A 25,095-nucleotide genomic window follows, 5' to 3' on the forward strand; every position below is an offset into this window, starting at 1 on the left:
CCCCTCCTGAATAAGTTTTTTTACCTTTAGGCTTTTTTCCTGGACAGCAAATACATGCCGCCCATTACCAATACTGTCCCGGCCAACTGCCAGCCCGTGATGGGCTCACCAATAAAGTAAGCGCCCAGGAACAAGGTTGATACCGGGCCTATCATGCCAGCCTGCGAAGCTGTCGCTGCGCCTATGCGCTTTACCGCAATCATGGTCATAAACACTGGCAATACCGTACACATGATGGCATTCACGATAGATAATGAATATACAGCAAGCGGCTGCACCAGCATGCTGGCAGGACGCAAAATAAAAAACTGGCCTATGCAGGCAGCACTGGAAACACACATCGCATACGACACCAGACGCAGGGAACCCAGCCTTTGCACCAGTTGCCCAGACTGTATCAGATAGATGGCATAAGAAATTGCCGCCCCCAGCACCAGGGCAGAGCCTAGCAGCACATAATCGCCACCCAGCTTAAGATCATGAAAAAAAACCAGGACGATGCCCAGGTAAGACACGACCAGGGCTGCCCACTCCAGCCTACTGACAGCACGTTTCAAAAAGAAGGCAGATATCAGCAGGACAAAGGACGGCGTCAGGAACAGGATCAGACGCTCCAGACCCGCGCTGATATATTGCAAACCGAGAAAATCCAGGAAAGATGACAGGTAATAACCAACCAGCCCCAAAGCCACCAGACGCCAGCGGTCTGCTTTGCTGAGGCTGCCGCCCTTGTGCATTTGCCAGATAGCAATTCCAGCAAAAATAGGCAAGGAAAACGCCATACGGAAACAGATCAGTGTCACCGCATCGACGTTGTAGCGATAAATCAGTTTGGCAACGATAGCCTTGGTAGAAAACAGGATGGCACCAATCAGGGCGATGGCAAGACCAGTCAGGTAATGGCGGCGGGCAAGTAATTTCGTTTGTTCTGTAAGCATAAATCTCTGAATGAGGGAAAAACTGTTACATTGTCTGAATCCGTAATTTCACACATAAATTACCAGGCAGAAAGTAAATAATTTCCACACAGAAAAGAACTGACAATGTTTCACACCGTATTTGACATTTAGTTGCCAAATTTGACTTTGTGTGACTATTAAATAATGCATTTTTCATTACACTGATTTTCGTGAACCACATTGCTGGAGAAAATCAAATGTACACGCCACGCTTACAATATGCAGATCAACCTGTGCTCCGTCCGAAACGTGCGATGACGACAGCTGCGCCGCAAAGACAGACGAAGGATGTATCGCCAAAGCAGAACGACAGCTCCCTGAACAGCATTTTCAGGCGTCTGGTCAAGAACAACCCTGATCAGGAATAATTTTCCTCGTCAGCAGAGCTTTTAGGCTCTGCTGCCAGATGTGCAATGCCGCGTGAAATACCGGCAAGCTCATTTCTTCAATATGGAACCTAGCACACCGCGAATAATTTCACGCCCCACCTGAGAACCCATGGTCCTGACCGTCGATTTGATCATGGTCTCGACCACATTATCCTTGCGGCGCAAACCACCGCCGCCGAGCAGGTTGCCAAACACGCTTTTCAGCGTATCACCTACACCACCGCCACTTTCCTGTGCAGGCGCAGGCTGTGCCGCACGGCCTGAATTGAATACGGGACGACTTGGCGCTGCTGGTGCTGCCGGCGCAGACAAAGCCGAGGGCGCATTACCCCAGCCATTGGCATCTGCAACTGCAGGCTCTTCCCTGCTACCTGGTTGCAGATTCTCTTCTTTATCTGCGGTAGCGGCACGCGCTGCCACCCTGCCTGTCAGTTTTTCATAGGCAGATTCGCGATCGATATGTTTTTCATACACACCGGCGACGATGGAAGTTTGCATGACTTGCTGGCGCTCATCTGCCGTTATCGCCCCTATCTGTGACGATGGCGGCACGATCAAGGCACGTTGCACGATGTTCGGCCTACCCTTATCATCAAGGAAGGAAATCAGTGCTTCGCCAACACCCAGCTCGGCAATCACCGCCGCGGTATCCAGCTTTGGATTGGGACGGAAAGTTTCTGCCGCCGCCTGCACCGCCTTTTGATCCCTGGGTGTATAGGCACGCAAGGCATGCTGGACACGGTTGCCCAATTGCCCCAGCACGGTATCAGGGATATCCAGAGGGTTTTGTGTGACGAAATACACACCCACACCCTTGGAGCGTATCAGGCGCACCACCTGCTCTATCTTTTGCAGCAAGACCTTGGGTGCCTCATCAAACAGCAGATGGGCCTCATCAAAGAAAAACACCATCTTGGGCTGATCGACGTCACCAACCTCAGGCAAATGTTCATACAATTCAGACAGCATCCATAGCAAAAAGGTCGAATACAGACGTGGCGATTGCAACAACTGATCTGCCGCCAGGATGTTCACAAAACCCCGGCCATCGCCGTCAGTCTGCATCATGTCATCCAGATTCAACATGGGTTCGCCAAAGAATTGCTCGCCGCCCTGCTCCGAGATCGTCAACAATGAACGCTGGATAGCGCCGACACTGGCGGCAGAGATATTGCCATATTCGGTCTGGAATTCAGACGCATTCTCGGCCAGGTATTGCAACATGGCGCGCAAATCCTTGGTATCCAATAGCAGCAGGCCATGATCGTCGGCTATCTTGAAGGCCAGTTGCAAAACGCCCTCCTGAGTATCATTCAGATTCAGCATGCGGCCCAGCAGCAAGGGGCCGAGGTCAGATACCGTGGCACGCACCGGGTGGCCTTGCTTGCCAAACACGTCCCAGAAAGTCACCGGGCAAGCCTGCCATTTGGGTTCATCAAGTTGCAGGGCTTGCAGTCTCTGCTGGATTTTGCCCGTTGCACTGCCTGCCTTGGCCATGCCGGACAGGTCACCTTTGACGTCCGCCATGAACACCGGCACGCCTATGGCAGAAAAAGCCTGGGCCAGCGTTTGCAGGGTGACCGTCTTGCCAGTACCCGTAGCACCAGTGATACAACCATGGCGATTGGCCCAGTCTGACAATAAATTCAAGTCGAATTCGGTGTTTTTAGCGATCAACAGAGGTTTTGACATAGTTTTGGAGGGTGATTTGGGGAAGTCGGTCGGTGCCACTATGGTAAAATACTGGTCTTCATTATAAAACCAAGCCAGGCAAAATTGCCGCCCTCAGGGTGAGCTATTGTCAATTCAGGAAAGAGCGATCATGGCAGGACATAGTAAATGGGCCAATATCAAGCATAAAAAAGCAGCAACTGATGCCAAACGCGGCAAGATATGGACGCGTCTGATCAAGGAGATCACGGTTGCAGCACGCATGGGTGGTGAGGATGTCGATTCCAACCCGCGCCTGCGTCTGGCAGTAGACAAGGCGGCTGACGCCAATATGCCAAAAGAAAACGTCACGCGCGCGATACAACGCGGCGCGGGCACACTGGAAGGCGCAAATTACGAAGAAGTACGTTATGAAGGTTATGGCATAGGCGGTGCCGCCATTGTCGTCGATTGCATGACCGACAACCGCGTACGCACCGTGGCTGAAGTACGCCATGCCTTCAACAAATACGGTGGCAATATGGGTACTGAAGGCTCGGTTGCCTTTTTGTTCCAGCATTGCGGCCAAATGTTCTTTGCCCCAGGCACGAATGAAGATGCACTGATGGAAGCTGCCCTGGAAGCGGGCGCTGACGATGTCATTACAGATGAAGAAGGCGGTATCGAAGTCATCTGCGCACCATTCAGCCTGTCTGACCTGCGTGCCAGCCTGGAAAAAGCCGGTTTCAAGGCAGAAGTTGCTGAAGTCGTCATGAAACCAAATACTGAGACCGTATTTGCCGGTGATGAAGGTATCAAGATGCAAAAACTGCTGGACGCCCTCGAAAACCTCGACGATGTACAAGAAGTATTCACCAACGCCATCATAGAAGATTAAGATGAAATTACTCGTAGTCGGCTCTGGTGGCCGTGAACATGCCCTCGCCTGGAAACTCGCACAATCTGAACGCGTACAAACCATTTTTGTCGCCCCCGGCAATGGTGGTACCGCTGCTGACAGCCGCCTGAAAAACATCAACATCACAGACCCGGCAGCATTGGCAGACTTTGCCGAGCAAGAAAACATAGGCATTACCGTAGTCGGCCCTGAAGTGCCGCTGGCTGCCGGCATCGTCAATATTTTCCGTGACCGTGGCCTGAAAATCTTTGGCCCGAGCAAAGAAGCTGCACAGCTGGAAAGCTCCAAGGATTTCGCCAAGGCTTTCATGCACAGGCATGCTATCCCTACGGCTGAATACCAGACTTTCTCTGAGCTGGCACCTGCGCACGACTATATCAATGCCAAGGGCGCACCTATTGTCATCAAGGCCGACGGCCTGGCGGCTGGTAAAGGTGTAGTCGTTGCCATGACGGTTGAAGAAGCCCATGCAGCAGTCGATATGATGTTGTCTGACAATAAGCTCGGTGATGCTGGCGCACGCGTCGTCATTGAAGAGTTTCTGGCAGGTGAAGAAGCCAGTTTCATCGTCATGGTTGATGGCAAGAATATTTTGCCACTGGCAACCAGCCAGGACCATAAGCGCCTGCTCGACAATGATGAAGGCCCGAATACAGGCGGCATGGGTGCCTACTCCCCTGCCCCTATCGTGACGCCACAACTGCATGCACGCGTCATGCGCGAAATTATCGTGCCAACGGTACAAGGCATGGCCAAAGACGGCATCGTATTTACCGGCTTTTTGTATGCAGGCCTGATGATTGATGACCAGGGCAATCCAAAAACCCTGGAATTCAACTGCCGCATGGGTGACCCGGAAACCCAGCCTATCATGGCGCGCCTGAAAACAGATTTGCTGCACGTGGTTGAACACGCAGTCAATGGCACTCTCGATACGGTAGAACTGGAATGGGACAGGCGTACCGCCATGGGTGTCGTCATGGCCGCTGCTGGTTACCCTGATGCGCCTCGCAAAGGTGACAAGATCACCGGCATCCCGGCAGAAACAGCAGATACCGTGACCTTCCATGCGGGCACATCTCTCAATGAAAAGACCTTGAACGTGACCGGTGGCCGTGTGTTGTGCGTGGTTGGCCTGGGCGACACCGTCAAACTGGCGCAAAAACATGCGTATGACGTAGTGGAAAAAATCCATTTCGACGGCATGCAATACCGCCGCGACATAGGCTGGCGTGCGCTAAACCGCAAGCATTAATCCTTGCCAGGCGTACATGTTTCATGTGCGCCACCGATCTTTTAAAGCGGGTTGAGAATAGTCCAAAGACTAGTCCAGCCCCTTACGTTTTTTAGAGTAGATAGCAGAATGACAGATACACTTGCGGTTAAAAACTACTTCCTGGGCTTGCAGGCTGCTATAGTCGCGGCTCTCGAAGAAGTTGATGGCCATACTTTTATTACCGATAGCTGGGAACGCCCGGAAGGCGGTGGCGGTATCTCGCGTGTGATAGAAGAAGGCAAGGTATTTGAACGTGGTGGCGTCAATTTCTCCCATGTCATGGGTAAAAACCTGCCGCCATCCGCCGCTGCAGCCCGCCCTGAGCTGGCTGGCCGTCAATGGGAAGCCATGGGTGTCTCACTGGTTCTGCATCCACGCAACCCGTATGCACCTACCGTGCACATGAATGTACGATTTTTCACCACCCGAGCCGAAGGGCAGGAAGATGTCTGGTGGTTTGGCGGCGGCATGGACTTGACACCGTATTACGGTTTTACAGAAGATGCGGTGCATTTCCACCAAACCTGTAAAATGGCGGTCCAGCCTTATGGTGCAGACTTGCATGCCCGCTTCAAGAAATGGTGCGACGAGTATTTTTACCTGAAACACCGTAAAGAAGCGCGTGGCGTCGGCGGCATCTTCTTTGATGATTTCAATGAGCAGGATTTTGCCAGCAGTTTTGCCATGATGCGTAGTGTGGGTGATGCCTTTATCCCGGCTTATCGCCCTATCCTGGAACGTCGCAAAGACCAGGAGTATGGCGAACGTGAACGTGATTTCCAGGCTTATCGCCGTGGCCGCTATGTAGAGTTCAACCTGGTATTTGACCGCGGCACGCATTTTGGCCTGCAGTCTGGCGGCAGGACAGAGTCCATACTGATGTCCATGCCCCCCATCGTCAAATGGCGCTATGACTGGAAACCGGAGGCAGGTAGCCCGGAAGCAGCACTGGCTACAGACTTTTTGGTACACCGGGAATGGTTATAGAAACTGCGGAAACTGCGGAAACTACGGAAACTGCACCACCACCTTGTATCCTGGTACTTGGTGGCAGCTTTGACCCTGTGCATCTGGGGCATGTCGCCCTTGCCCATAGCCTGGCGACGGCATTGCAGCCGGATGAATTGCGCATCATTCCCGTAGGCCAGCAATGGCAAAAAAATGAGTTGCAAGCTACAGCAACACAAAGACTGGCCATGCTGAAGCTGGCTTTTGAAGACTGGCAACTCTGCCCTGTCAGGATAGATGAGCAAGAAATCATCCGCGCAGAACAGGGTAAAAGTAATTACACCATCGATACCTTGCACCAGCTACGCAGAGAAGTTGGCGATGAGGCATCACTGGTATTTGCCATGGGTGCAGATCAGTTGCAAAATTTGCACACCTGGCGCAATTGGCAGGCCTTGCTTGAAGTAGCACATTTGTGTGCCGCATCACGCCCGGGTTTCAGCCTCGATATCAGCAGCCCCGACATTGCTGACATCTGGAAGAAAAATGCCATCAGCGCCCTGGAAATGCGCACACGGCCAGCCGGTGGCACTTATCTGGAGAGAAATCTGGCGCAAGATGTATCTGCGACCCAACTACGTACTGAATTAAAACAGCATAACCCGACAACAAGATTGCTAGTCCCGCACAAGGTGCTAGACTACCTACAACAACAAACTATCTACCAATAAAAAATATGGATATTAAAAAACTGCAAACCCTGGTCGTTGACGCTCTGGAAGACGTCAAGGCACAAGACATACAATTGTTTGAAACCTCTCACCTGACCAGCCTGTTTGACCGTGTTTGTATCGCCTCTGGTACATCCAACCGCCAAACCAAGGCTCTGGCCGCGTCCGTACGCGACAAAGTCAAGGAAAACGGCGGCACTATCGTCAGTATGGAAGGTGAAGCGACTGGCGAATGGGTACTGGTCGATCTGGGTGACATCGTCGTCCACATCATGCAGCCAGCCATCCGCGCTTACTACCGTCTCGAAGAGTTATGGGGCGACAAACCGGTAAAACTCGGTGCAGCCAAGCGCACATCCGGCAAAAAAACCGAAGCTGCTGATGCTGATGAAGCCAGCGACAAGCCTAAGCGCGTCCGTAAAGTGGCTGGCAAAGCTGCTCCGCTGGAAGTCACGCATGACATGATGGCCATCCAGACCACGCTGGAAGATGAAAAGAAACCAGCGCGCAAACCACGCGTCAGCAAAACTACTGGCGATGCTGATGGCAAGCCAGCACGCAAACCGGCAGCCCGCAAAGCTGCTGATGGCACTGCTGCTGCAAAACCTGCCAAGATACCAACTGGTGCCCGCGTTAAAGTAGCAGCAACTAAAACTGCGGTTGCCTCTGCCAAGCAAGCCGCAGAAAAACGCACTGCCAATGCTGCTGCAACGCCAGCAAAACGCGCTCCGGCACGTAAGAAAGCAGCAGAGGAATAATTCTCTGTTACAGTACTATTTCAAATGGCTGCCTCGTGCAGCCATTTGTTTAAGCAGACCAGGTTTCAATCTACTACTTGCAGCAAACAGACACAAACATGCAATTGATCATCGCCGCCGTCGGTCACAAAATGCCCTCCTGGATAGAAACAGGCTTTCAGGAGTATGCCAAGCGCATGCCGCCAGAATGCCGCGTCATCCTCAAGGAAATCAAACCGGTAGAACGCTCGGGCAGCAAAACTGCTGAAACCGTCATGGCTCTTGAGCGTACCAAAATCGAGGCTGTAATACCCAAGAATGCCCGCATAGTCGCCCTGGATGAGCGCGGCAAAGACTGGACCAGCGTCGCCCTGTCGCAAAACCTCACGCAATGGCAGCAGGATGGTCGCGATGTGGTCTTCATCATCGGTGGCGCCGATGGTCTGGATGCGGAATTCAAGGCCAGGGCCGATACCCTGATACGCATCTCCAGCCTGACCCTGCCGCATGGCATGGTACGGGTGCTACTAGCAGAACAGCTATACCGCGCCTGGTCAATTACCCAGAACCACCCTTATCACCGGGTATAAGTCATACCAAGGAGACCGCCATGCTAAAAGAAAATAAAATCTACCTGGCATCAAAAAGCCCAAGACGCCGCGAACTGCTGCACCAGGCAGGCATAGAGTTTGACCTCTTGCTGCTGCGTGATGCCCCACCACGCGGGCCAGATGTAACCGAGATTGTCTTGCCCGGCGAAGCACCAGAAGCCTATGTCAGCCGTGTCACCCAGGAAAAAGCAGACAAGGCATGGGAAATCATGCATCTGCGCAAAATGCTGCCACGCCCAGTGCTCGCCGCCGATACCACCGTCGTACTCGGCAAGCAAATACTGGGCAAACCCGCCGACAAGCAAGAAGCCATACAAATGCTCAGCATGCTGGCAGGCCAGACGCATCAGGTACTGACCAGCATCGCCGTGCATTCTGCCCTGGGCAGTGCCGCCGTCACGCAGTGCTCAGAAGTCAGCTTTGCCAACCTCGATGAACAGCAGATACTGGCCTACTGCAATAGCAATGAACCCTATGATAAAGCCGGTGGCTATGGCATACAGGGCGCCGCCGCCCGTTTTATTTCACACATCAAAGGGAGTTATTCTGGCATCATGGGATTACCCTTATTTGAAACCTGCCAGTTACTGCGTCAGGCAGGTATCTTTATTCCCTAAATTGAAGTATTAGAGAAGCTTATGAGCGAAAACCTCCTCATCAATATCACCCCACAAGAAACCCGCGTTGCCCTGATGTTCCAGGGTGCGGTACAAGAACTCCATATAGAACGTACATTGTCACGCGGCCTGGTTGGCAATATCTACCTGGGCAAAGTCGTACGCGTCTTGCCTGGCATGCAGTCTGCGTTTATTGACATAGGCTTGGAACGCGCCGCCTTCCTCCATGTTGCCGACATCTGGGATGCCCGCCCTCAGGATGCCAATGGCAATACCAATGCGCCACTGACACCGATAGAAAAACTGCTGTTCGATGGTCAATCGGTCACCGTGCAAGTCGTCAAAGACCCGATAGGCACCAAAGGTGCACGCCTCTCTACCCAGATTTCCATCGCAGGCCGCATGCTGGTCTACCTGCCGCAAGATTCACATATCGGTATCTCGCAAAAAATAGAAAACGAAGCAGAACGCGAGGCTCTGCGCACCAAGGTACAAAACCTGCAGCAAGTAGATGAAAAAGGTGGTTTCATCGTCCGCACCATGGCAGAAGATGCCTCGGATGAAGACCTCAAAGCCGACGTTGATTACCTGCGCCGCACCTGGTCCACCATACTGCAGTTAGCCAAGACCCAGCCACCAACGACCCTGCTGTACCAGGACCTTAATCTGGCACAACGTGTCTTGCGCGACTTCGTCAATGAAGAAACCGACAGCATACAAGTCGATTCGCGTGAAAATTACATCATGCTGCAAGAGTTTGCGACGCACTATATGCCATCCGTACTCGGCAAGCTGCAACACTACATAGGTGAGCGCCCGCTGTTTGACTTGCATGGCGTAGAAGAAGAAATCGAAAGAGCTTTGGGCCGCCGTGTCGATCTGAAGTCTGGTGGTTACCTCATCGTCGACCAGACCGAGGCCATGACTACCATTGACGTCAACACCGGCAGCTTCGTCGCTGGCCGCAATTTCGATGACACCATCTTCAAGACCAACCTCGAAGCCGCCCACGCCATCGCCCGTCAGCTGCGCCTGCGCAATCTCGGCGGCATCATCATTCTCGACATCATCGATATGGAGAATGAAGAACACAAGGTAGCCGTGCTGGCCGAACTCAACAAGGCCCTGTCACGCGACCGCACCAAACTCTCAGTATCCGGCTTCTCTGCCCTGGGCCTGGTAGAAGTCACCCGCAAACGCACACGCGAATCACTCGCCCATGTGCTATGCGAACCCTGCCCAGCCTGCAGCGGCAAAGGCCAGGTAAAAACCGCCCGCACCATCTGCTACGAAATCCTGCGCGAACTGCTGCGCGAAGCCAAACAATTCAACCCCAGAGAATTCCGCATCATGGCTTCACAAGTCGTGGTCGACATGTTCCTCGAAGAAGAATCCCAACACCTGGCCATGCTGGGTGACTTCATCGGCAAACCGATTTCACTGCAAGTCGAAAGTGTGTTTCATCAGGAGCAGTACGATATTATTTTGATGTGATGCGCGATACAGAGTACTCAGAATAAGACCCTTGAATCTCTTCATGTCGGCCCAGCCAAGGCATGAAGGGATTCATGCGCCTGCACCAAACTTCACTCGTTCAAATCAAGCAATACATCTATGTGATCCATGAGTACTCCACCACCCAGCCCAAGACTATTCGTTATTTTTGCCAAGGAAGCGCATGTAGCAGCAATCTTCGCACGGGGACCAACCAACTGGTTTCACGTCATTCGCTGGGATACCCGCAACGACGTCTTTGAATCTGGTGCATGGATGCGCGGCCGCTTATACCCTCAACGTTGCGACCTGTCGCCAGATGGAGAACTGTTACTCTATTTTGTGTTTCAGAAGCGACGCGGCTACACGAGCTATGAATCATCCTGGACAGCTGTCAGTCGCCTGCCCTGGCTACATGCGCTAGGACTCTGGCCACAGGGCCATACTTGGGGTGGTGGCGGTTATTTTATAACGAACCGCATAATTTCCCTCGAAAACGGTCGTTCGTGTAAAGCTCACCCTGAGCATATTCCTCTTGGACTGGAAGTTATTTCCAGCGGTGGAGAACGCAAATCATCCAGTAATGAAGTGGCAGGAGCAGAATGGTCAGGCCGCGACCAACGCAATCGCCTGATCTTTACAGCCAATGGAAAATTGCACTGGCAGCGAGATGATCAGACTGTGCAGGTGTTAGCCGACTTCAACGGCGATAAACCCGACCCGCGCGATGCGCCAGAATGGGCTAAGCGATCACTGGTGGACTAATCTCCAACACGCATCGGGCGATCAGTCTCTTAAATCGTATAGTCTCAGCATCCCTGGCTGATTCTGGTTTCCAATCAAGCAGGCCCAGCCTTTCCTACTGATGCAAGTTATTCCCAAACTAGAATCATGCTGCTGCGCTGCACAATGCAGCAAATGTTGATTGCACATTGCCATAATAGATGATATTTTTTAGGCAACACCTATCGAAGCAATTTGTTCGCCAGAGTAAAGTTGCAGAATTTGGATTCACCGCTTTTCAGAGTACCGAAACCGCGTTTCATTTTTCCCTGTCCGCAAGTTTTATCAAAGCAAGGAGCTATCATGTATCCATGGCTATGGGTGTGGTCACCACAGGTTCACTTTCCCTGGAGTGGCAGTGTTGCACAAAAAATTGAGCCTAGAACGGCCTGGTTCACGTCCATGATCCCTCCGGTTTCAGGGGATGCTGCAATAGAAGAGCAAGTATTCAATGCTGCGTCATACGGTACACAGTTGGGCCTGATCACTGATGTACTTTTGGATATCGTCAAAGAGACTGAAATTTTGTCGCCCAGGGCATCCAAGTCGCTGGATGAGTTGAAGGCCTTGAAATCCAAGATCGAAGATATCAAAAAAATATCCGCAAAAAAGTAGCCCTGAATTAAGCCAGGGCCAAGGAAGTGCTGGCGTGGGTTTCATCGCCGACAGCAAACATCTCAAAGCATGGCTTGCAGCAGTTGTTGCGCATCCATGGCTGCGATGCGTCCTTCATCCGTGGGCACTACCCACACTTCAGTGCTGCTGTTGGGGTATGAATGGGCGCAATGCCATCACCGCGGGCGGCGTTGTTCTTTGCCGTTTCTATCTGCACGCCCAGATAAGCCAGACCTTCTGCTACCTGCTGCCTGAGTAGCGCATCGTGTTCCCCTATGCCGCCGGTAAACACCAATACATCAAGACCGTTCAGGCACGCGCTTAATGCACCACATTCGCGTATCACGCGATAGGTGAATAAATCGATGGCAAAACCAGCTCGCGGGTCGCTGCTGGCGCGCAGGGTGCGCATGTCGGCGGAGATGCCTGATACACCGAGCAGGCCGGATTCTTTATATAGGGCGGTTTCCATGCGTTTTTCACCCCAGCCCTGCTGCATCAGGTGTAGCAAGACACCGGGGTCGAGTGCGCCGCAGCGGGTGCCCATCATCAGGCCATCGAGTGCAGAGAAACCCATGGAGGTCGCGATGCTTTTACCGTTTTTCATGGCGCAGGCGCTGGCACCATTACCGAGGTGCAGCATGATCACGCTCCCGGCAGCAGGATCAAATGCGCGTGCCGATTGCTGGGCCAGGTGACTGGCGACATAGCGGTAAGACAGGCCATGAAAACCGTAACGGCGTATGCCAGTGGCACGCAGGGATTGCGGCAGGGCCAGCGTGGTTTCGCATGTGGGCATGTCAGCATGGAAGCCGGTATCGAAGCAGGCTATCTGTGGTATGCCGGGATAGGCACGTCGAAAGGCGGCTACGCCTTCCAGGTTATGCGGCTGATGCAGTGGTGCCAGTGTATCCAGGGTATGCAGATAGACCAGGGCTGCGTCATCTATCACGATGGAAGATGAAAACCGCTCGCCGCCGTGCACGACGCGGTGGGCTACAGCGGCTATCTGCATGTCTGCGCTATGGCTCATCAACACGCCGTGCAGGGCTTGCAGCGCAGCCGCGAACTGGTCGCCACCTGCGGCGCTGATATCCGTTTGATCCAGCGTCAAGGTCTGTGTTCCATTACTTGTACGACATTGTATGACGGGCTTGCCCTCAGGTTGCAAACCCTCAATGACACCTGTCAGATTACTGCCTGTCACGCCCTCTTCAGTAAAAGGATACAGGGCAAACTTGATGCTGGATGAACCTGAATTCACCGACAGAATGACGGGCTGCTTCATGGTGCATTCTTCCGGTATTCATGCGCCAGTAATTTGACGAGTGCGGCAGAAGCAACCCGGGAAGATGGGCCATCGGCACGGCTGGTCAGGGCAATGGGTACTTTGGCACCGAGGACAACGCCACAGGTGGCTGCGCCTGCCAGATATTCAAATTGCTTGCCGAGCATATTGCCGGATTCTAGGTCAGGCACCATGAGGATATCCACATCGCCAGAAACGGCTGAGACTATGCCCTTGATTTGTGCGGCCCGGGCAGAAATGGCATTATCAAAAGCCAATGGGCCATCAACGATAGCGCCGGTGATTTGCTTGCGCTCTGCCATCTTGCACAAGGCAGCGGCATCAATGGTGGAATTGATTTTTGGGTTGACAGTTTCGACTGCAGACAAGAGCGCAACCTTGGGTTCGGTGATATTCAAGGCATGAGCCAGGTTGATGGCGTTTTGCAGTATGTCAGCTTTTTCCGGCAGGCTCGGATAAATATTCAGGGCTGCATCCGTCAATAGCAAGAGCTTGTGATACATGGGTACATCCAGGTGATAGACATGCGACAGGCGCCGTTTGGTACGCAGGGCAGCACATTCAACGACGGCATGCATGAGTTCATCGGTATGCAAGCTGCCTTTCATCAGAGCTTCTACCTTACCGCTGGCGGCCAGTTCTACGGCTTTTTCAGCAGCGGCATGGCTGTGTGGCACATCGATTTGCTCATAGCTGCCTATATCAATATTGGCCGCAGCAGCGACAGCGACCAGTTTCGCCAACGGGGCAATCAGGACGGGTATGATCAGACCATGTTTTGCAGCATCGACCGCGCCTTGCAGGGAATCGACATCGCAGGGATGGACGACCGCGCAAGGGATGGCCGCCAGGTCTTTGACACTATCAACCAGGTGCTGCTGGCGCTCGCCCAGGTTGAACATGGCCATGGTGGGCAGGTGGGCGCGTGGGCGGCTGACTTTTTCTGTGGGAGCAATGACCAAAGCATTGCCATATACGACCTTGTCGCCCTTCTGGTTTCTGATTTCACAATCGAGGGTCACGCGCTTTTTTGCATCATCCTTGGCAACCACTGTCGCTGACACAGTCAGGGTGTCACCTATGCGCACGGGTTTAACGAAATGCAGGTTTTGTTCGAGATAGATCGTGCCTGGCCCTGGCAAACGCGTACCCAGTATGGTGGAGATGAGCGCCCCACCCCACATGCCATGGGCGATCACGCCATGGAATAGCGTGTGCTCTGCATATTCAGCATCCAGGTGGGCGGGGTTGACGTCACCCGAGACGGTAGCAAAGGCCTGGATATCGGTGTTCGTCAGCGTACGTACCTGGCTGGCGGTCTGCCCTATCTGCAAGTCTTCATACACGACATTGGAGATCAGGTCTTGTTCATTGGTTGCTGTGTTGATGGTATTCATTTGATGTGGACTCCCATTAATTTACGATGTGATAGCCGCCATCCACATACAAGGTCTGCCCTGTCATGCCGGATGAAGCATCACTGATCAGGAACGCAGCTAGCCGGCCTATCTCATCGAGTGTCACCAGCCTGCCCAGAGGGGAGCGGGCAACCGCTTTCTGCATCAGTACATCGAAGTCTTGCAGGCCAGACGCTGCACGGGTAGGTACAGGGCCTGGGGATATCGCGTGTACCCGTATTCCTGCAGGGCCAAGCTCGGTCGCCAGATAGCGCACCGTTGATTCCAGTGCCGCCTTGACCGGCCCCATGATGCCATAGTGGGCAACGGCTTCGTCTGCCCCCAGATAGGTCATGGTCATGATGCTGGCGCTCTTGCTTAAATGCGGCTCGCATAGTCTGGCCAGACGGGCAAATGAATGACAGGAGACATTCATGGCACGCAAGAAGCCTGCACTGGAACTGTCAATGACGCGACCATGCAAATCATCCAAAGGTGCCCAGGCGATGGAGTGGATGACAAAATCCAGTTCCCCCAGTTCCTGCACTGCCGCGTCAACAAGAGCTTCCAGCGAACCTTCCTGTTCCACGTCACAAACGACGAGCGTGGATTCCAGCGCTGCTGCCAGCGGCGCAACAAACTGATGCGCCTTGGCATTCACGCAGGACAATACTGTCCTTGCACCCAGTTGCCTTACCATGGCCGCACAGCCATAGGCAATACTGTGCTCATTGGCCAAGCCTATGATCAGGCCGCGTTTGCCCTGTAATGAAAATGAAGAACTTGCTGCAGTCATCTTTTTTACCTATCTCGGTTGAACCTGATTGAACCTGAACCAGGTGTTTGCCTGTCCGACACATCAGGCAAACTGTTTTTTGAAACATGCTATCGTCGTCAGGCTCACCATTACGGCGATCAGCAATATGCCTGAAAACATGGGCCACAATACACTGAAGCCAGCCCCTTTCATCAAAATACCGTAACTGGCATTGATGTAGTAATACAGCGGTGATACATACATGCCCAGTCGCATGATGGTGGGCATAGCTTCAGGGGGAGTCCATGCGCCCGACAAAAACATCATGGGGGCGATGATAAGTATCACCATCATGCCTGCCTGCGCCATATTGCGCGTCATGGTGGCGATCAATATGCCTATGCCGGCCAGGGTACTGACATACAAGGTAGTCAGTGCAAAGAACAATAACAAGCTTCCTGCTACCGGCACGGCAAAGACCGGCACCAGAATGCCGAATAGCCCAAGAGCGGTGCCGCCCAGGATCACCGCTACCATCGCCACTATCTTGGGTATCATGATCTGCAATGGTGACAGCGGTGATACCAGCAACTGCTCTATAGTGCCACGTTCTTTCTCCCTGACCATGGCAGCCGCAGGCAGCAACAGCGAAAACAGGGTAATTACATTTAATAATTCTGAAATACCCATGAACCAGGCATCGTTCTGATTAGGATTGAACCAGACCCGGGTCTGGTTATTGATCAGTGGTGCGTCCACAGCCCCTCCTGCCCCGCCAACTCCACCAATTCCGACACCATAACGCTGCGCGGTTTGCTCCAGGCCATAGCGGGCAACGATTTGGCTTGCATCCACGGCTGCCAGAAAGCCCTGTACAGAATTGGAGGCATCAATCTGCATCTGTACAGATGCGGTGTCACCACGCGCCAGCTTGTCCGAAAAGCCTGGAGGTATGTCCAGCACCGCCATCGCTTTGCCATCATCCAGCAATTGCTGGCCCTGACTGGCATGCGTAATGGCACCTGCCCAGCGAAATTCAGGCGACATGAAACGTCCAGCCAGTTCGCGTGATGCCGCGCTGCGGTCCAGATCAAACAATACTAAGGCCGCATTATTTAACTGGAATGACACACCAGAAGCAGCATTATAAATATCAGCAGAAAATGCATACAGCACAAACACCAGCAAGACAGGGTCACGCATGAGTTGCAACAACTCTTTCCAGGTCATGGCCTGCAAGCGGCTCCACCAGATACGATCGAACAAACTGTTCATTTCATCATACTCCGCATCAATTTTTTGGCCGCTTGGAAAAACCAAGAAATCCTGCTGTAAACAAGGCTATGGCATACAAAGCCAGGATCAACATGTCTTGCCACAATGCCGCAATGCCAACCCCCTTGAGAAAGCTACCCATGGCGATCTCTGCGTAATACATGCCGGGCAAGGCATGGGCAATGACTGAAGCAATGGCAGACAGCGAAGGGATAGGAATAATCATGCCTGAATAAAGTACCGCAGGTACCACCGTCACAATGGCCGTACCCACCATGGCTGCCACCTGGGTATTCACCATCACCGACACCAGCAAACCTATGCCGGTAGTGCAAATCACATACAGTATGGTGGATAGCAAAAAGAATAGCGGATCACCCTTGAATGGCGCACCAAACAGCAGCAGGGCAAATGCGGTCAGCGCACAGGCATTGACGATGGAAATTCCTACATAGGGCAGTAATTTTCCTATCAGGTATTCACCGCGTGACAAGGTGGATGAATAGACGTTATAGATAGCACCGGATTCTTTCTCCCTGACTACGCCCAAAGCAGTCAGAAATGGTGGTGACAGCATGAGGATAACCATGATGAGTTTGGGCGCTATCGACCAGATGCTCTTGACCTCCTGATTATACAAATACCTTGTCTCCAGCTTGACCGACTGCATGCTGTTACGCAAAGTCTCTTGCCCTATTCCTGTCAGCGCAGAGAAATGGGCCGACAAATTATCAAGATTCATGGCGGCATTGATGGCGGTCACATAGCCTTTTGCCGTCAGTGCACGGAAAGGGAAAGTACCGTCTATCCAGGTTTGCACCGTCGTTGCCTGGCCTGATTTCAAGCGTGTACCAAAATCGGGCGGAATAATGATGACAGCCCGCAAGCTGTTATCGACCAGCAGCTTTTCTACGTCCTGCTCCCGCTGTGCATAGCCCTGGAAGGAGAAATAGCGAGAATCACTGAAATGATGTGCATAGTCACGCGAACTGACAGACTGGTCGTAATCCACAATCGCCAGGGGAATGTTTTCCACATCCAGCGACAGGCCATAGCCAAACAGCAGCATCAATAAGGATGGTACGACAAAAGCCAGGACAAAAAACAGGCGGTCGCGCACGATCTCGCGCCATTCCTTATACGCCACTACACTGATACGCCGCAGATTCATGCTTGCTCTCCCCTGGCTTTGGCGTCTTCTGCTTCCAGCCTGGTGACGATGTGGACAAAGACGTCTTCCATGCTCAAACGCTTTTGCTGGAACTGGATGTCAGGTGTCTGCAGAAGTGCATGGAGACGCGGCAGATCCTGTTCAGGTTCCGGCAACATCACGTGGATGCGCGAACCGAACAAAGCAGCACTGGAAAAACCATTCTTGTGTAAAATTTCCAGCATGGCCTGCGCCTGATTGGCATCCCCCGCTGCCTTCAATTCATACAATTTGCCAGCCTGCGCTTCCACGTCAGCCTTCAATTGATCTGGCGACGCATCTGCGACTATGCGCCCGGCATACATGAGGGCGATATGGTCGCAGTGCTCTGCCTCTGACATATAGTGGGTCGTGACCAGGATGGTGACGTTTTCTTCGCGGGCAAGCTTGAACAGGACTTCCCAAAAGGCACGGCGTCCCAGGGGATCAACTCCAGAAGTAGGCTCGTCAAGGAACAGCACTTGCGGCCTGTGTATCAGTGCGCAACCCAGTGCCAGGCGCTGGCGCAAGCCCATGGGCAGGCTGGCTGCCAGCGCACCGCCGAAAGGACGCAGGCCTGCCATATCCAGTATCCAGTCCATGCGTGCTGCGGTTTGCTGCCTGGTCAGGCCATAGATACCTGCATACAGGCGTATGTTTTCCAGCACTGAAAGATCAAGGTAAAGGGAAAACGCCTGCGACATATAGCCTATGCGTTCACGTATCTGCCGGCCGGCATCCCGCATGTCAGCCCCCGCCACCCTGCCCTTGCCGCTGCTGGGGCTGAGTATGCCAGTCAGCATCTTGATGACCGTGCTTTTACCTGCACCATTCGCACCCAGCAAACCGAAAATCTCGCCTTGCGGTACGCGAAAGCTCAGATCATCCACTGCCTTGAACGCACCAAAAATACGCGACAGATTTTCTGCCTCTATCGCCAGGCCATGATCGGCATGACGCTGAGCAGGGAGATCAGTGGAGTCAGGATTTTTCTGAGTCGCTTTGCTGGCCAATAACTGTTTTTTCCGCAGGAGCGCGATAAAGACATCTTCCAGTTCTGGCTCCAGCACCTCGCTGTGACTGATAGCGACGTCAGGCACACATAGCTGCACTTGTGCAATGGCCTTGGCGGCATCGGTCTCATCGACGAATACACGTATGTCTTGCCCCAATACTTCCATCTGGGGGAATTGCTGGCCTAGCTGATGGACAGCAGCTATCTGCTGCTCCGCCTTGCTGCATACCATGCTGACCACCGAGCCTGCCGCCAGGGTCTTGATTTGTTCAGGCTCGCCTGATGCGAGTATCTTGCCTGCATGCATGAGCGATACGCGGTGAAAGCGGCTGGCTTCATCCATATAGGCGGTGGACACCAGTGCTGTGATGCCCTTTTCCTTGAGCAGGCGCGCGAGGATGCTCCAGAATTCGCGACGGGATACCGGATCAACGCCCGTGGTTGGCTCATCCAGTATCACCAGTTGTGGCTCGTGGATAAGAGTGCAAACCAGCCCCAGCTTTTGCTTCATGCCGCCGGACAGGTTTTTCATGGGACGGTCACGGAATCTTTCCAGCCTGGTGCTGCGCAGCAGGGCTTCCTTGCGCTCACCCAGTTCAGCCTTGCTTAGCAGCCGCAAGCCTCCGAAGTAATCGATGTTTTCTTCTACCGACAGATCACCATACAGATTCTGTCCCAGGCCCTGGGGCATGAGGCCTATCCTGTCCTTGATCAATTCACTGCTTTTCTCAGAATTGATCAGTGTGCCAAATACCTGCAGGTCGCCAGAGTCGTGTGCCAGCACGCCTGCGACGGATTTCAGCAAGCTGCTCTTGCCCGCACCGTCAGGACCAATCAGGCCATAGATTTCGCCAGCTTCCACCTGCAAGTCTATGCCGTCCATGGCAATCGAATTGCCATAGGATTTCATCAGTGCACGTGCGAGAACGATTGGTCCGGGAATCGTCGCAACTGGCTGCATTTGTTTCATCATCGCGGGCATTTATTTCCAGCGTGGCTTTTGCCAGGCTTGCTCTTCTTTCCAGCGTATGACGGCGTCTGCCGGTATGCCTGGGGTCAGCCTGTGGTCAGGATTTTTGTCCAGACTGAGTTTGACGGCATACACCAGTTTGACCCGCTCATCGGTGGTCTGCACCTCCTTGGGTGTAAATTCTGCTCTCGTGGCGATATAGCTGACCTTCGCTTCATAGAACTGCTCACCCTGCGAATCCACATAAATACGTGCGGGCAAACCCAGGCGTAATTGCCCAATTCTTGATTCGGCTACATATACCTTCAGGTACAAATGATCAAGATCGACCATCTCCAGGATGGACCCGCCAGGCATGACAACTTCACCTGGCTCACGCAAACGTGTCAGCACCACACCAGAACCTGGTGATTTGATGAGCAGATCGGCGAGTACGGAACTGGCTTCTGCCACTGCAGCATCTGCCCTGTCGTGCTGGGCTTTTAAAGCTGCAATATCCTGCTGCCTTGCCTTGACCTTGTCGTTACCCAGTTGCGCCTGCGAGAGCCCTTGCCTGGCGCGATTAACCGCCTCTTGCGCAGCCTTGACATCTGACTGTGCCACCTGCCATGCCAGGTCAGCCTGCTCGTATCTGTGCTTTTCGATCACGCCACGCTCAAACAAGTCCTTGTGACGTTGTGCATCAAGCCGGGCTTGCTGTTCGACTGCCATGGCCTTGGAATAAGCAGCCTGGGCCTGGCTGACTGTGGCATCTGCGAGGTTGATACCCAAAGGCACTTCTTTCTGCGCCACATCAAGGGCACCTTGCGCCGCACGGACCTGTGCTTCAGTTGCATTGGAAGCCTGTCTGGCCTGCTCGACCTTGGCCTGGACACTGTCATCTTCGAGTTGTGCAATGACGGCCCCTGCCTTGACACTATCGCCCTCCCTGGCAAACACCTTGCTGATGCGGCCAGGGTATTTAGCAGCAGCGACGATGCGGTCGCCCTCAATACGGCCATTGGCGACGATCAGGCCTTCTGGCATCTTGCGTGACTGTGCCAGATAGTAAAAATAGCCACCAGCGATGAGCACGGCAGCAACACCGAGTAAGGCAGGGCCCAGCAATTTGGATTTATTTTCCATCATTTTTCCTGGATACTGATAGGTAATATGAAATGCGTCACTTACAATTTTCCCGCAGCATGCAGTAATTGCAGGCGGGCGAATTCATGGTCATAGAGTGCGTTATCGCGATTGGACAGTGCCTGCAAGCGGCGTGCCTCTGCATCAAGTACATCACTGTTCGGCGCCAGCCCTGAGCGGTAGCGCTCGCGTGCCAGAGACAGAGTTTCTTCGGCCTGTTCTACCGCCTTTTCCACCAATTGCATGCGCGCCCTGGTCTCTTGTTGTGTGAGCCAGGATTGCCGCACCTGCAAGGCGATGCGCTCACGGGTGTCAGCTTCCATTTCACTAATCGCCTGTGCTGTTGCAGAAAGCTGCGAAGCCTGATGTCGGACCAGCCCACCATCAAACAAATCCCATTTCATCACCACGCCTACATACCAGCCCTTGTCTTCAGCCAGGTAGCGGTTTTCCAGCTTGCTATAACCGGCAGTAATGCCTATCTGCGGCAAGTGTCCGGCAGCGATGCTATTGGCCTGTTTTTTGTAGACCAGGCTTTGGCTGGATAACTCTTGTAATTCCTTGCGGTCATTGTTTGCAGACTGCAAAAGAGCAGGCAAATCTGCCATGGCGGGTTCTTTGTTAAAACCTGCAATATCCTGTATCTCGACCGCTCTTTCATATTCACGCCCCAGCCAGCGATTCAATGCTGCGCGTGCCAGCTCCAGCGCATTGTTTGCCTGCAGCCCAAGTTGACGTGCATTTGCCATCGCTACCTGGGTAGCCAGTAAATCGTGCTTGGCAGCATAGCCCTTGTCAAAGAGTGCCTGTACATCATCCACATGCTTGCTGACAGCAGTGATATGGCTGTTACTGACATGTACCGCATGCTCGGCGCGCAATACGGCGATATAGCTTTGCGCAATCGCCAGCTTGAGGTCACTGCGGGTAAGCTGGGTGCGTGCCAGGGTCGCTTCGGATTGCGCCTGGGCTGCCTCGACGCCAGACGAAATTTTGCCGCTGGTATATACAGGTGCAGAAATGCTGAGACCACCGAAATAGGCCGATTCCTGCGCAAACGGCAGCGTAGTGCCTTTCAGCATGGGAAGCGCCGGTATATTCACTTTGGCTGCCGGTTCGCTTTCGGTGCGCATGTAGCCACTTTCCAGGCTCAACTTAGGCAGGTAATTGGCTTGCGCAGAAGCCAGTTGATGTTGCGCCGACTGTTCTTTTTGCTGCGAAGCAGCAAGCACATGATTACGCTGCAAAGCGATGTTCCATACTTGCTCAAGGCTCTCTGCGGCAAGTGCTGGTACGCCAGTCAGTAAAATATTGATGCAGATCAAACTTTGTGCGAAAGCCTTGATTTTATTTGGCTTTCCAGCTGTTTCCAACATGCCTGCACGAGTATCCATTTGCCTGCGCAGGGATAGGTTTTGTGCGTCTCTACAGAGAGAAAGTGGTCTGAACAGTGTCATCTTGAATTCACCAAAAAAGAGTATCCTTAGTGTATTGCTGCATTTGCACAATGCAATTGATTCGAATCAATTCAATAGACTGACATGTTTGCCAGAATAGGCTTACATCAACGAGGATGCGCCAATGAAAACTGATTACAGCCCTGCCACCACTCCACAACAAGCCGGTCAAAAGAAAGACTATGCAAGCCCTGCCCGTCCGCTTTGCTATCTTGGTGATGATGAGGCCGAAGTGCATCCTCTCGATATGGCCTTGCAAAACCATATTGCCAAATTGACCGGCGGCATCTCACCCGCCAGCGTGGCTCTGGCCTGGATGGACTGGGGCATGCATATCGCTGTGTCACCGGGAAAACAGCTGGAACTAAGTAATCTGCTGCAAAAACAAATCGCCAGCTGGCCCCAATTTCTGGCACCCGCGCTGACCGGCAAACCCGCAGAGACTGCAAAGAATGCAGCAGGCGATACCCGCTTTGCCGACGCAGGCTGGACCAACTGGCCTTTCAACGCCATGAGCCAATACTTCCTGCAAAGACAGGAGTTCTGGCAACATGCGACCAAGGGCGTGCGCGGCGTCACTGCGCATCATGAAAATGTCGTCAACTTCATGTCCAGGCAGTTACTGGACATGATGTCCCCGTCGAATTTTCCCTTGCTCAATCCCGAAGTCATCGCCACTACCCAGGCCACGGGCGGCAAGAACCTGATGACTGGCGCGGCGCACTGGATGCAGGATAATGGGCTGGAGTTTCAAGTGCCTGGGGTTGAAGCTGGCGAACATAAAACCGAGCAACTGGCATATCAACCGGGACGTGATGTTGCTGTCACTGAGGGCAAGGTGGTATTTCGCAATCACCTGATAGAACTCATACAATATGCCCCGCAGACCACAAAGGTGTATGCAGAGCCTGTCCTGATCGTGCCTTCGTGGATCATGAAATACTACATCCTTGATCTGTCGCCACATAATTCCATGGTGCGTTTCCTGGTCAGCCAGGGTCATACGGTATTCATGATTTCCTGGAAAAATCCTGGCAAGGAAGACCGTGACCTGGGCATGCAAGACTACCTCGACAGCGGCCTGTTTGCAGCACTGGGAGAAGTTGGCAAGTTAACCCAGCACAAAGCCGTGCACACGGTTGGTTACTGCCTCGGTGGCACCCTGCTAGGTATTGCTGCCGCGGCACTGGCAAGCGATCACGCCAGGGAATACGCACACCATTTGCCGCCTGTGCAGACGGTCAATCTGCTGGCCGCACAAACTGATTTCAGCGAGCCGGGCGAACTTGGCCTGTTCATTGATGAAAGCCAGATTGCCATGTTGGACGCCCAAATGTGGGAGCAAGGTTACCTGACCGGCGAGCAGATGACGGGCTCATTTCAATTGCTGAATTCACGCGACCTGATCTGGTCAAAAATCATGCGTGAATATCAGCTGGGCACACGCAATTCGCCAAATGATCTGATGTCCTGGAATGCGGATACCACCCGTATGCCTTATCGCATGCATAGTGAATATTTAAAACACCTGTTCCTGCACAATGACCTGGCAGAAGGCCGCTATGAAGTGCATGGCCACGCCGTGGCACTGAATAATATACACGCCCCCATGTACGTGGTTGGCACGGCACGCGACCATGTTTCACCCTGGCGCTCTGTGTATAAAATCCATGTGCTGACCGATGCGCCTATTGACTTTGTACTGGCGTCTGGCGGCCACAACGCTGGCATAGTTTCAGAACCGGGCCATGCGCATCGCAGCTTTCAACATTTGCCATCTGATCAGCGCGGCCAGTCTTTCCAGCAGGCCGAAGACTGGCTCAAGGCGGCAACAACGGAGACAGGCTCATGGTGGACGCATTGGCAAGCCTGGCTGGCAGGGCATTCCAGCAGCACACAAGTGAAGGCAAGGATTGTCGGCGATAAGGAACTGGGGGTTGCGCCAGGCAGCTATGTATTTGAAAAATAAGCTTAAATAGTCGCACTAGGAACTTGTGGCGTCACTATAAGGAGTAAAATATTTTTTGATATGGCGAATCTCAAGGCAGGAAAAGATCGCAGTGACGATATTAAAAAAAACACATCAAAAAAGAAGATACTTCCTGGGCGCTCTTACCTCGCTGTATTTCACAGCGGGCTGGGCAGCAGAGCCGCGCAAACTCGTCCTGCTGATTGCAGAATCGAATGCCACCAATACCCCGCAGGTGCCGTATAACCCCATATTTCAGCAAGCCGTGGCTTATGTGGAAAAGGAGCTGCACCTGCAATTTGAGTACAGACGTTACCCCTGGAAACGTCTGTTGCAAAGCCTGAATGAGGGCGAAGGCCTGGCTTTTGGTTTGTCAAAAACCAGGGAGCGGGCACAAACCTTGCATTTTTCCCTGCCCGCTTTTGCTACCCATGTCTGGCTGGTCGTCAGGAGTGATCAAGCTTTTGCATTTTCCCGCCTCGCCGACCTGCAGGGCAAAACCGTGGGCATGGTAAGAGGCTCTACCTATGGCGATGAATTTGAAAAGGCAAAATCCGAGTTATTGCTGATAGAAGAAGATCTGTATTCCCTGCCCTCACGCCTGAAAAAATTATTAAACAGGCGCACGGATGTCATGTTGTTCAGCCACCATGACCCTGACCCGCGCAAGGTCGAAGCCATGCTCAACAAGACCATGCCCGACGTAGCACCAGATACGCCTATGCCACCTGGTGTTTCATTCAAGGTACTGGATAAGTTTTTATCCGTGGACTACATCCACTTTGCGATACTGGCATCCAAAGATGATGGCATCATTGAACAGATAGACAAGGTCATCAGGAAAGGCCAGCAAGATGGCTCTTTACCCGCCAATCATTTGGCAAAGAAATGATGCGCTTCAGT

General features: G+C 53.0%; 23 protein-coding genes. 13 read left to right on the forward strand and 10 right to left on the reverse strand.

Annotation, left to right across the window (positions count from 1 at the left end; all coding sequences use genetic code 11):
* Positions 1–26 precede the first annotated feature (26 nt).
* Positions 27–938: a DMT family transporter gene (locus UNDYM_RS16640; protein ID WP_162042026.1), complete on the reverse strand. Its 912-nt coding sequence runs from the start codon at positions 936–938 to the stop codon at positions 27–29.
* Positions 939–1,156: 218 nt separating this feature from the next.
* On the opposite strand from UNDYM_RS16640, the gene UNDYM_RS16645 reads away from it, so the two are divergent.
* Positions 1,157–1,327: a hypothetical protein gene (locus UNDYM_RS16645; RefSeq protein WP_162042027.1), complete on the forward strand. Its 171-nt coding sequence runs from the start codon at positions 1,157–1,159 to the stop codon at positions 1,325–1,327.
* Positions 1,328–1,396: 69 nt separating this feature from the next.
* Here UNDYM_RS16645 and UNDYM_RS16650 read toward each other — a convergent pair whose 3' ends face one another.
* Positions 1,397–3,040, reverse strand: coding sequence for a helicase HerA-like C-terminal domain-containing protein (locus UNDYM_RS16650; protein WP_162042028.1), 1,644 nt, complete (start codon positions 3,038–3,040; stop codon positions 1,397–1,399).
* A 130-nt stretch (positions 3,041–3,170) separates the two neighbouring features.
* Between UNDYM_RS16650 and UNDYM_RS16655 the strand changes: the two genes are divergently transcribed.
* The 10 genes from UNDYM_RS16655 to UNDYM_RS16700 all read left to right on the forward strand — a co-directional run bounded on the left by UNDYM_RS16655 (position 3,171) and on the right by UNDYM_RS16700 (position 11,729).
* Positions 3,171–3,896 (forward strand): YebC/PmpR family DNA-binding transcriptional regulator, encoded by a 726-nt coding sequence (locus UNDYM_RS16655; protein ID WP_162042029.1) that lies wholly within the window; start codon positions 3,171–3,173, stop codon positions 3,894–3,896.
* Position 3,897: 1 nt separating this feature from the next.
* Positions 3,898–5,172 (forward strand): phosphoribosylamine--glycine ligase, encoded by a 1,275-nt coding sequence (gene purD, locus UNDYM_RS16660; RefSeq protein WP_162042030.1) that lies wholly within the window; start codon positions 3,898–3,900, stop codon positions 5,170–5,172.
* Positions 5,173–5,280: 108 nt separating this feature from the next.
* Positions 5,281–6,180: an oxygen-dependent coproporphyrinogen oxidase gene (gene hemF, locus UNDYM_RS16665; protein ID WP_162042031.1), complete on the forward strand. Its 900-nt coding sequence runs from the start codon at positions 5,281–5,283 to the stop codon at positions 6,178–6,180.
* On the forward strand, positions 6,171–6,872 hold the full coding sequence (gene nadD, locus UNDYM_RS16670) for a nicotinate (nicotinamide) nucleotide adenylyltransferase (protein WP_162042032.1): 702 nt from the start codon (positions 6,171–6,173) through the stop codon (positions 6,870–6,872). The genes hemF and nadD overlap by 10 nt, the downstream gene beginning before the upstream one ends.
* Before the next feature lie 5 nt (positions 6,873–6,877).
* Entirely contained in the window at positions 6,878–7,630 is a 753-nt protein-coding gene (rsfS, locus tag UNDYM_RS16675; RefSeq protein ID WP_162042033.1) for a ribosome silencing factor, read from the forward strand.
* Positions 7,631–7,728: 98 nt separating this feature from the next.
* Positions 7,729–8,199, forward strand: a complete 471-nt coding sequence (gene rlmH, locus UNDYM_RS16680; RefSeq protein WP_162042034.1) for a 23S rRNA (pseudouridine(1915)-N(3))-methyltransferase RlmH — start codon at positions 7,729–7,731, stop codon at positions 8,197–8,199.
* Positions 8,200–8,219: 20 nt separating this feature from the next.
* Positions 8,220–8,837, forward strand: a complete 618-nt coding sequence (locus UNDYM_RS16685) for a nucleoside triphosphate pyrophosphatase (protein ID WP_162042035.1) — start codon at positions 8,220–8,222, stop codon at positions 8,835–8,837.
* A gap of 21 nt (positions 8,838–8,858) precedes the next feature.
* Entirely contained in the window at positions 8,859–10,331 is a 1,473-nt protein-coding gene (rng, locus tag UNDYM_RS16690) for a ribonuclease G (RefSeq protein WP_162042036.1), read from the forward strand.
* Positions 10,332–10,460: 129 nt separating this feature from the next.
* Positions 10,461–11,096 (forward strand): hypothetical protein, encoded by a 636-nt coding sequence (locus UNDYM_RS16695; protein WP_162042037.1) that lies wholly within the window; start codon positions 10,461–10,463, stop codon positions 11,094–11,096.
* A gap of 321 nt (positions 11,097–11,417) precedes the next feature.
* Positions 11,418–11,729 carry a hypothetical protein gene (locus UNDYM_RS16700; protein WP_197740914.1) on the forward strand — a complete coding sequence of 104 codons (312 nt, stop codon included), beginning with the start codon at positions 11,418–11,420 and terminating at the stop codon, positions 11,727–11,729.
* A 127-nt stretch (positions 11,730–11,856) separates the two neighbouring features.
* On the opposite strand, the gene UNDYM_RS16705 is transcribed toward UNDYM_RS16700, so the two are convergent.
* The 8 genes from UNDYM_RS16705 to UNDYM_RS16740 all read right to left on the reverse strand — a co-directional run bounded on the left by UNDYM_RS16705 (position 11,857) and on the right by UNDYM_RS16740 (position 22,160).
* The gene (locus UNDYM_RS16705; RefSeq protein WP_232063516.1) at positions 11,857–13,017 is read right to left on the reverse strand and encodes an acetate/propionate family kinase; all 1,161 of its coding nucleotides are present in this window, start codon (positions 13,015–13,017) and stop codon (positions 11,857–11,859) included.
* Positions 13,014–14,435, reverse strand: a complete 1,422-nt coding sequence (locus tag UNDYM_RS16710; protein WP_162042038.1) for a bifunctional enoyl-CoA hydratase/phosphate acetyltransferase — start codon at positions 14,433–14,435, stop codon at positions 13,014–13,016. Before UNDYM_RS16710 ends, UNDYM_RS16705 begins: the two co-directional genes overlap by 4 nt.
* A 16-nt stretch (positions 14,436–14,451) precedes the next feature.
* On the reverse strand, positions 14,452–15,231 hold the full coding sequence (fabI, locus tag UNDYM_RS16715) for an enoyl-ACP reductase FabI (RefSeq protein ID WP_162042039.1): 780 nt from the start codon (positions 15,229–15,231) through the stop codon (positions 14,452–14,454).
* Between the two features lie 63 nt (positions 15,232–15,294).
* Positions 15,295–16,467 carry an ABC transporter permease gene (locus tag UNDYM_RS16720; protein ID WP_162042040.1) on the reverse strand — a complete coding sequence of 391 codons (1,173 nt, stop codon included), beginning with the start codon at positions 16,465–16,467 and terminating at the stop codon, positions 15,295–15,297.
* 16 nt (positions 16,468–16,483) lie between these two features.
* Positions 16,484–17,638 (reverse strand): ABC transporter permease, encoded by a 1,155-nt coding sequence (locus UNDYM_RS16725; protein WP_162042041.1) that lies wholly within the window; start codon positions 17,636–17,638, stop codon positions 16,484–16,486.
* Positions 17,635–19,644 carry an ATP-binding cassette domain-containing protein gene (locus UNDYM_RS16730; protein ID WP_197740915.1) on the reverse strand — a complete coding sequence of 670 codons (2,010 nt, stop codon included), beginning with the start codon at positions 19,642–19,644 and terminating at the stop codon, positions 17,635–17,637. The genes UNDYM_RS16725 and UNDYM_RS16730 overlap by 4 nt, the downstream gene beginning before the upstream one ends.
* 9 nt (positions 19,645–19,653) lie before the next feature.
* Positions 19,654–20,766 carry an HlyD family secretion protein gene (locus tag UNDYM_RS16735; protein WP_162042042.1) on the reverse strand — a complete coding sequence of 371 codons (1,113 nt, stop codon included), beginning with the start codon at positions 20,764–20,766 and terminating at the stop codon, positions 19,654–19,656.
* A gap of 41 nt (positions 20,767–20,807) precedes the next feature.
* Positions 20,808–22,160, reverse strand: a complete 1,353-nt coding sequence (locus UNDYM_RS16740; RefSeq protein WP_162042043.1) for a TolC family protein — start codon at positions 22,158–22,160, stop codon at positions 20,808–20,810.
* A 187-nt stretch (positions 22,161–22,347) separates the two neighbouring features.
* On the opposite strand from UNDYM_RS16740, the gene UNDYM_RS16745 reads away from it, so the two are divergent.
* Both UNDYM_RS16745 and UNDYM_RS16750 read left to right on the forward strand, forming a co-directional pair.
* On the forward strand, positions 22,348–24,192 hold the full coding sequence (locus UNDYM_RS16745; protein WP_232063517.1) for an alpha/beta hydrolase: 1,845 nt from the start codon (positions 22,348–22,350) through the stop codon (positions 24,190–24,192).
* 91 nt (positions 24,193–24,283) lie between these two features.
* Positions 24,284–25,084 (forward strand): ABC transporter substrate-binding protein, encoded by an 801-nt coding sequence (locus tag UNDYM_RS16750; protein ID WP_162042044.1) that lies wholly within the window; start codon positions 24,284–24,286, stop codon positions 25,082–25,084.
* Positions 25,085–25,095: the final 11 nt, after the last annotated feature.

This window comes from Undibacterium sp. YM2 (genome assembly GCF_009937975.1).
In the GTDB taxonomy this organism is placed as follows: domain Bacteria; phylum Pseudomonadota; class Gammaproteobacteria; order Burkholderiales; family Burkholderiaceae_D; genus Undibacterium.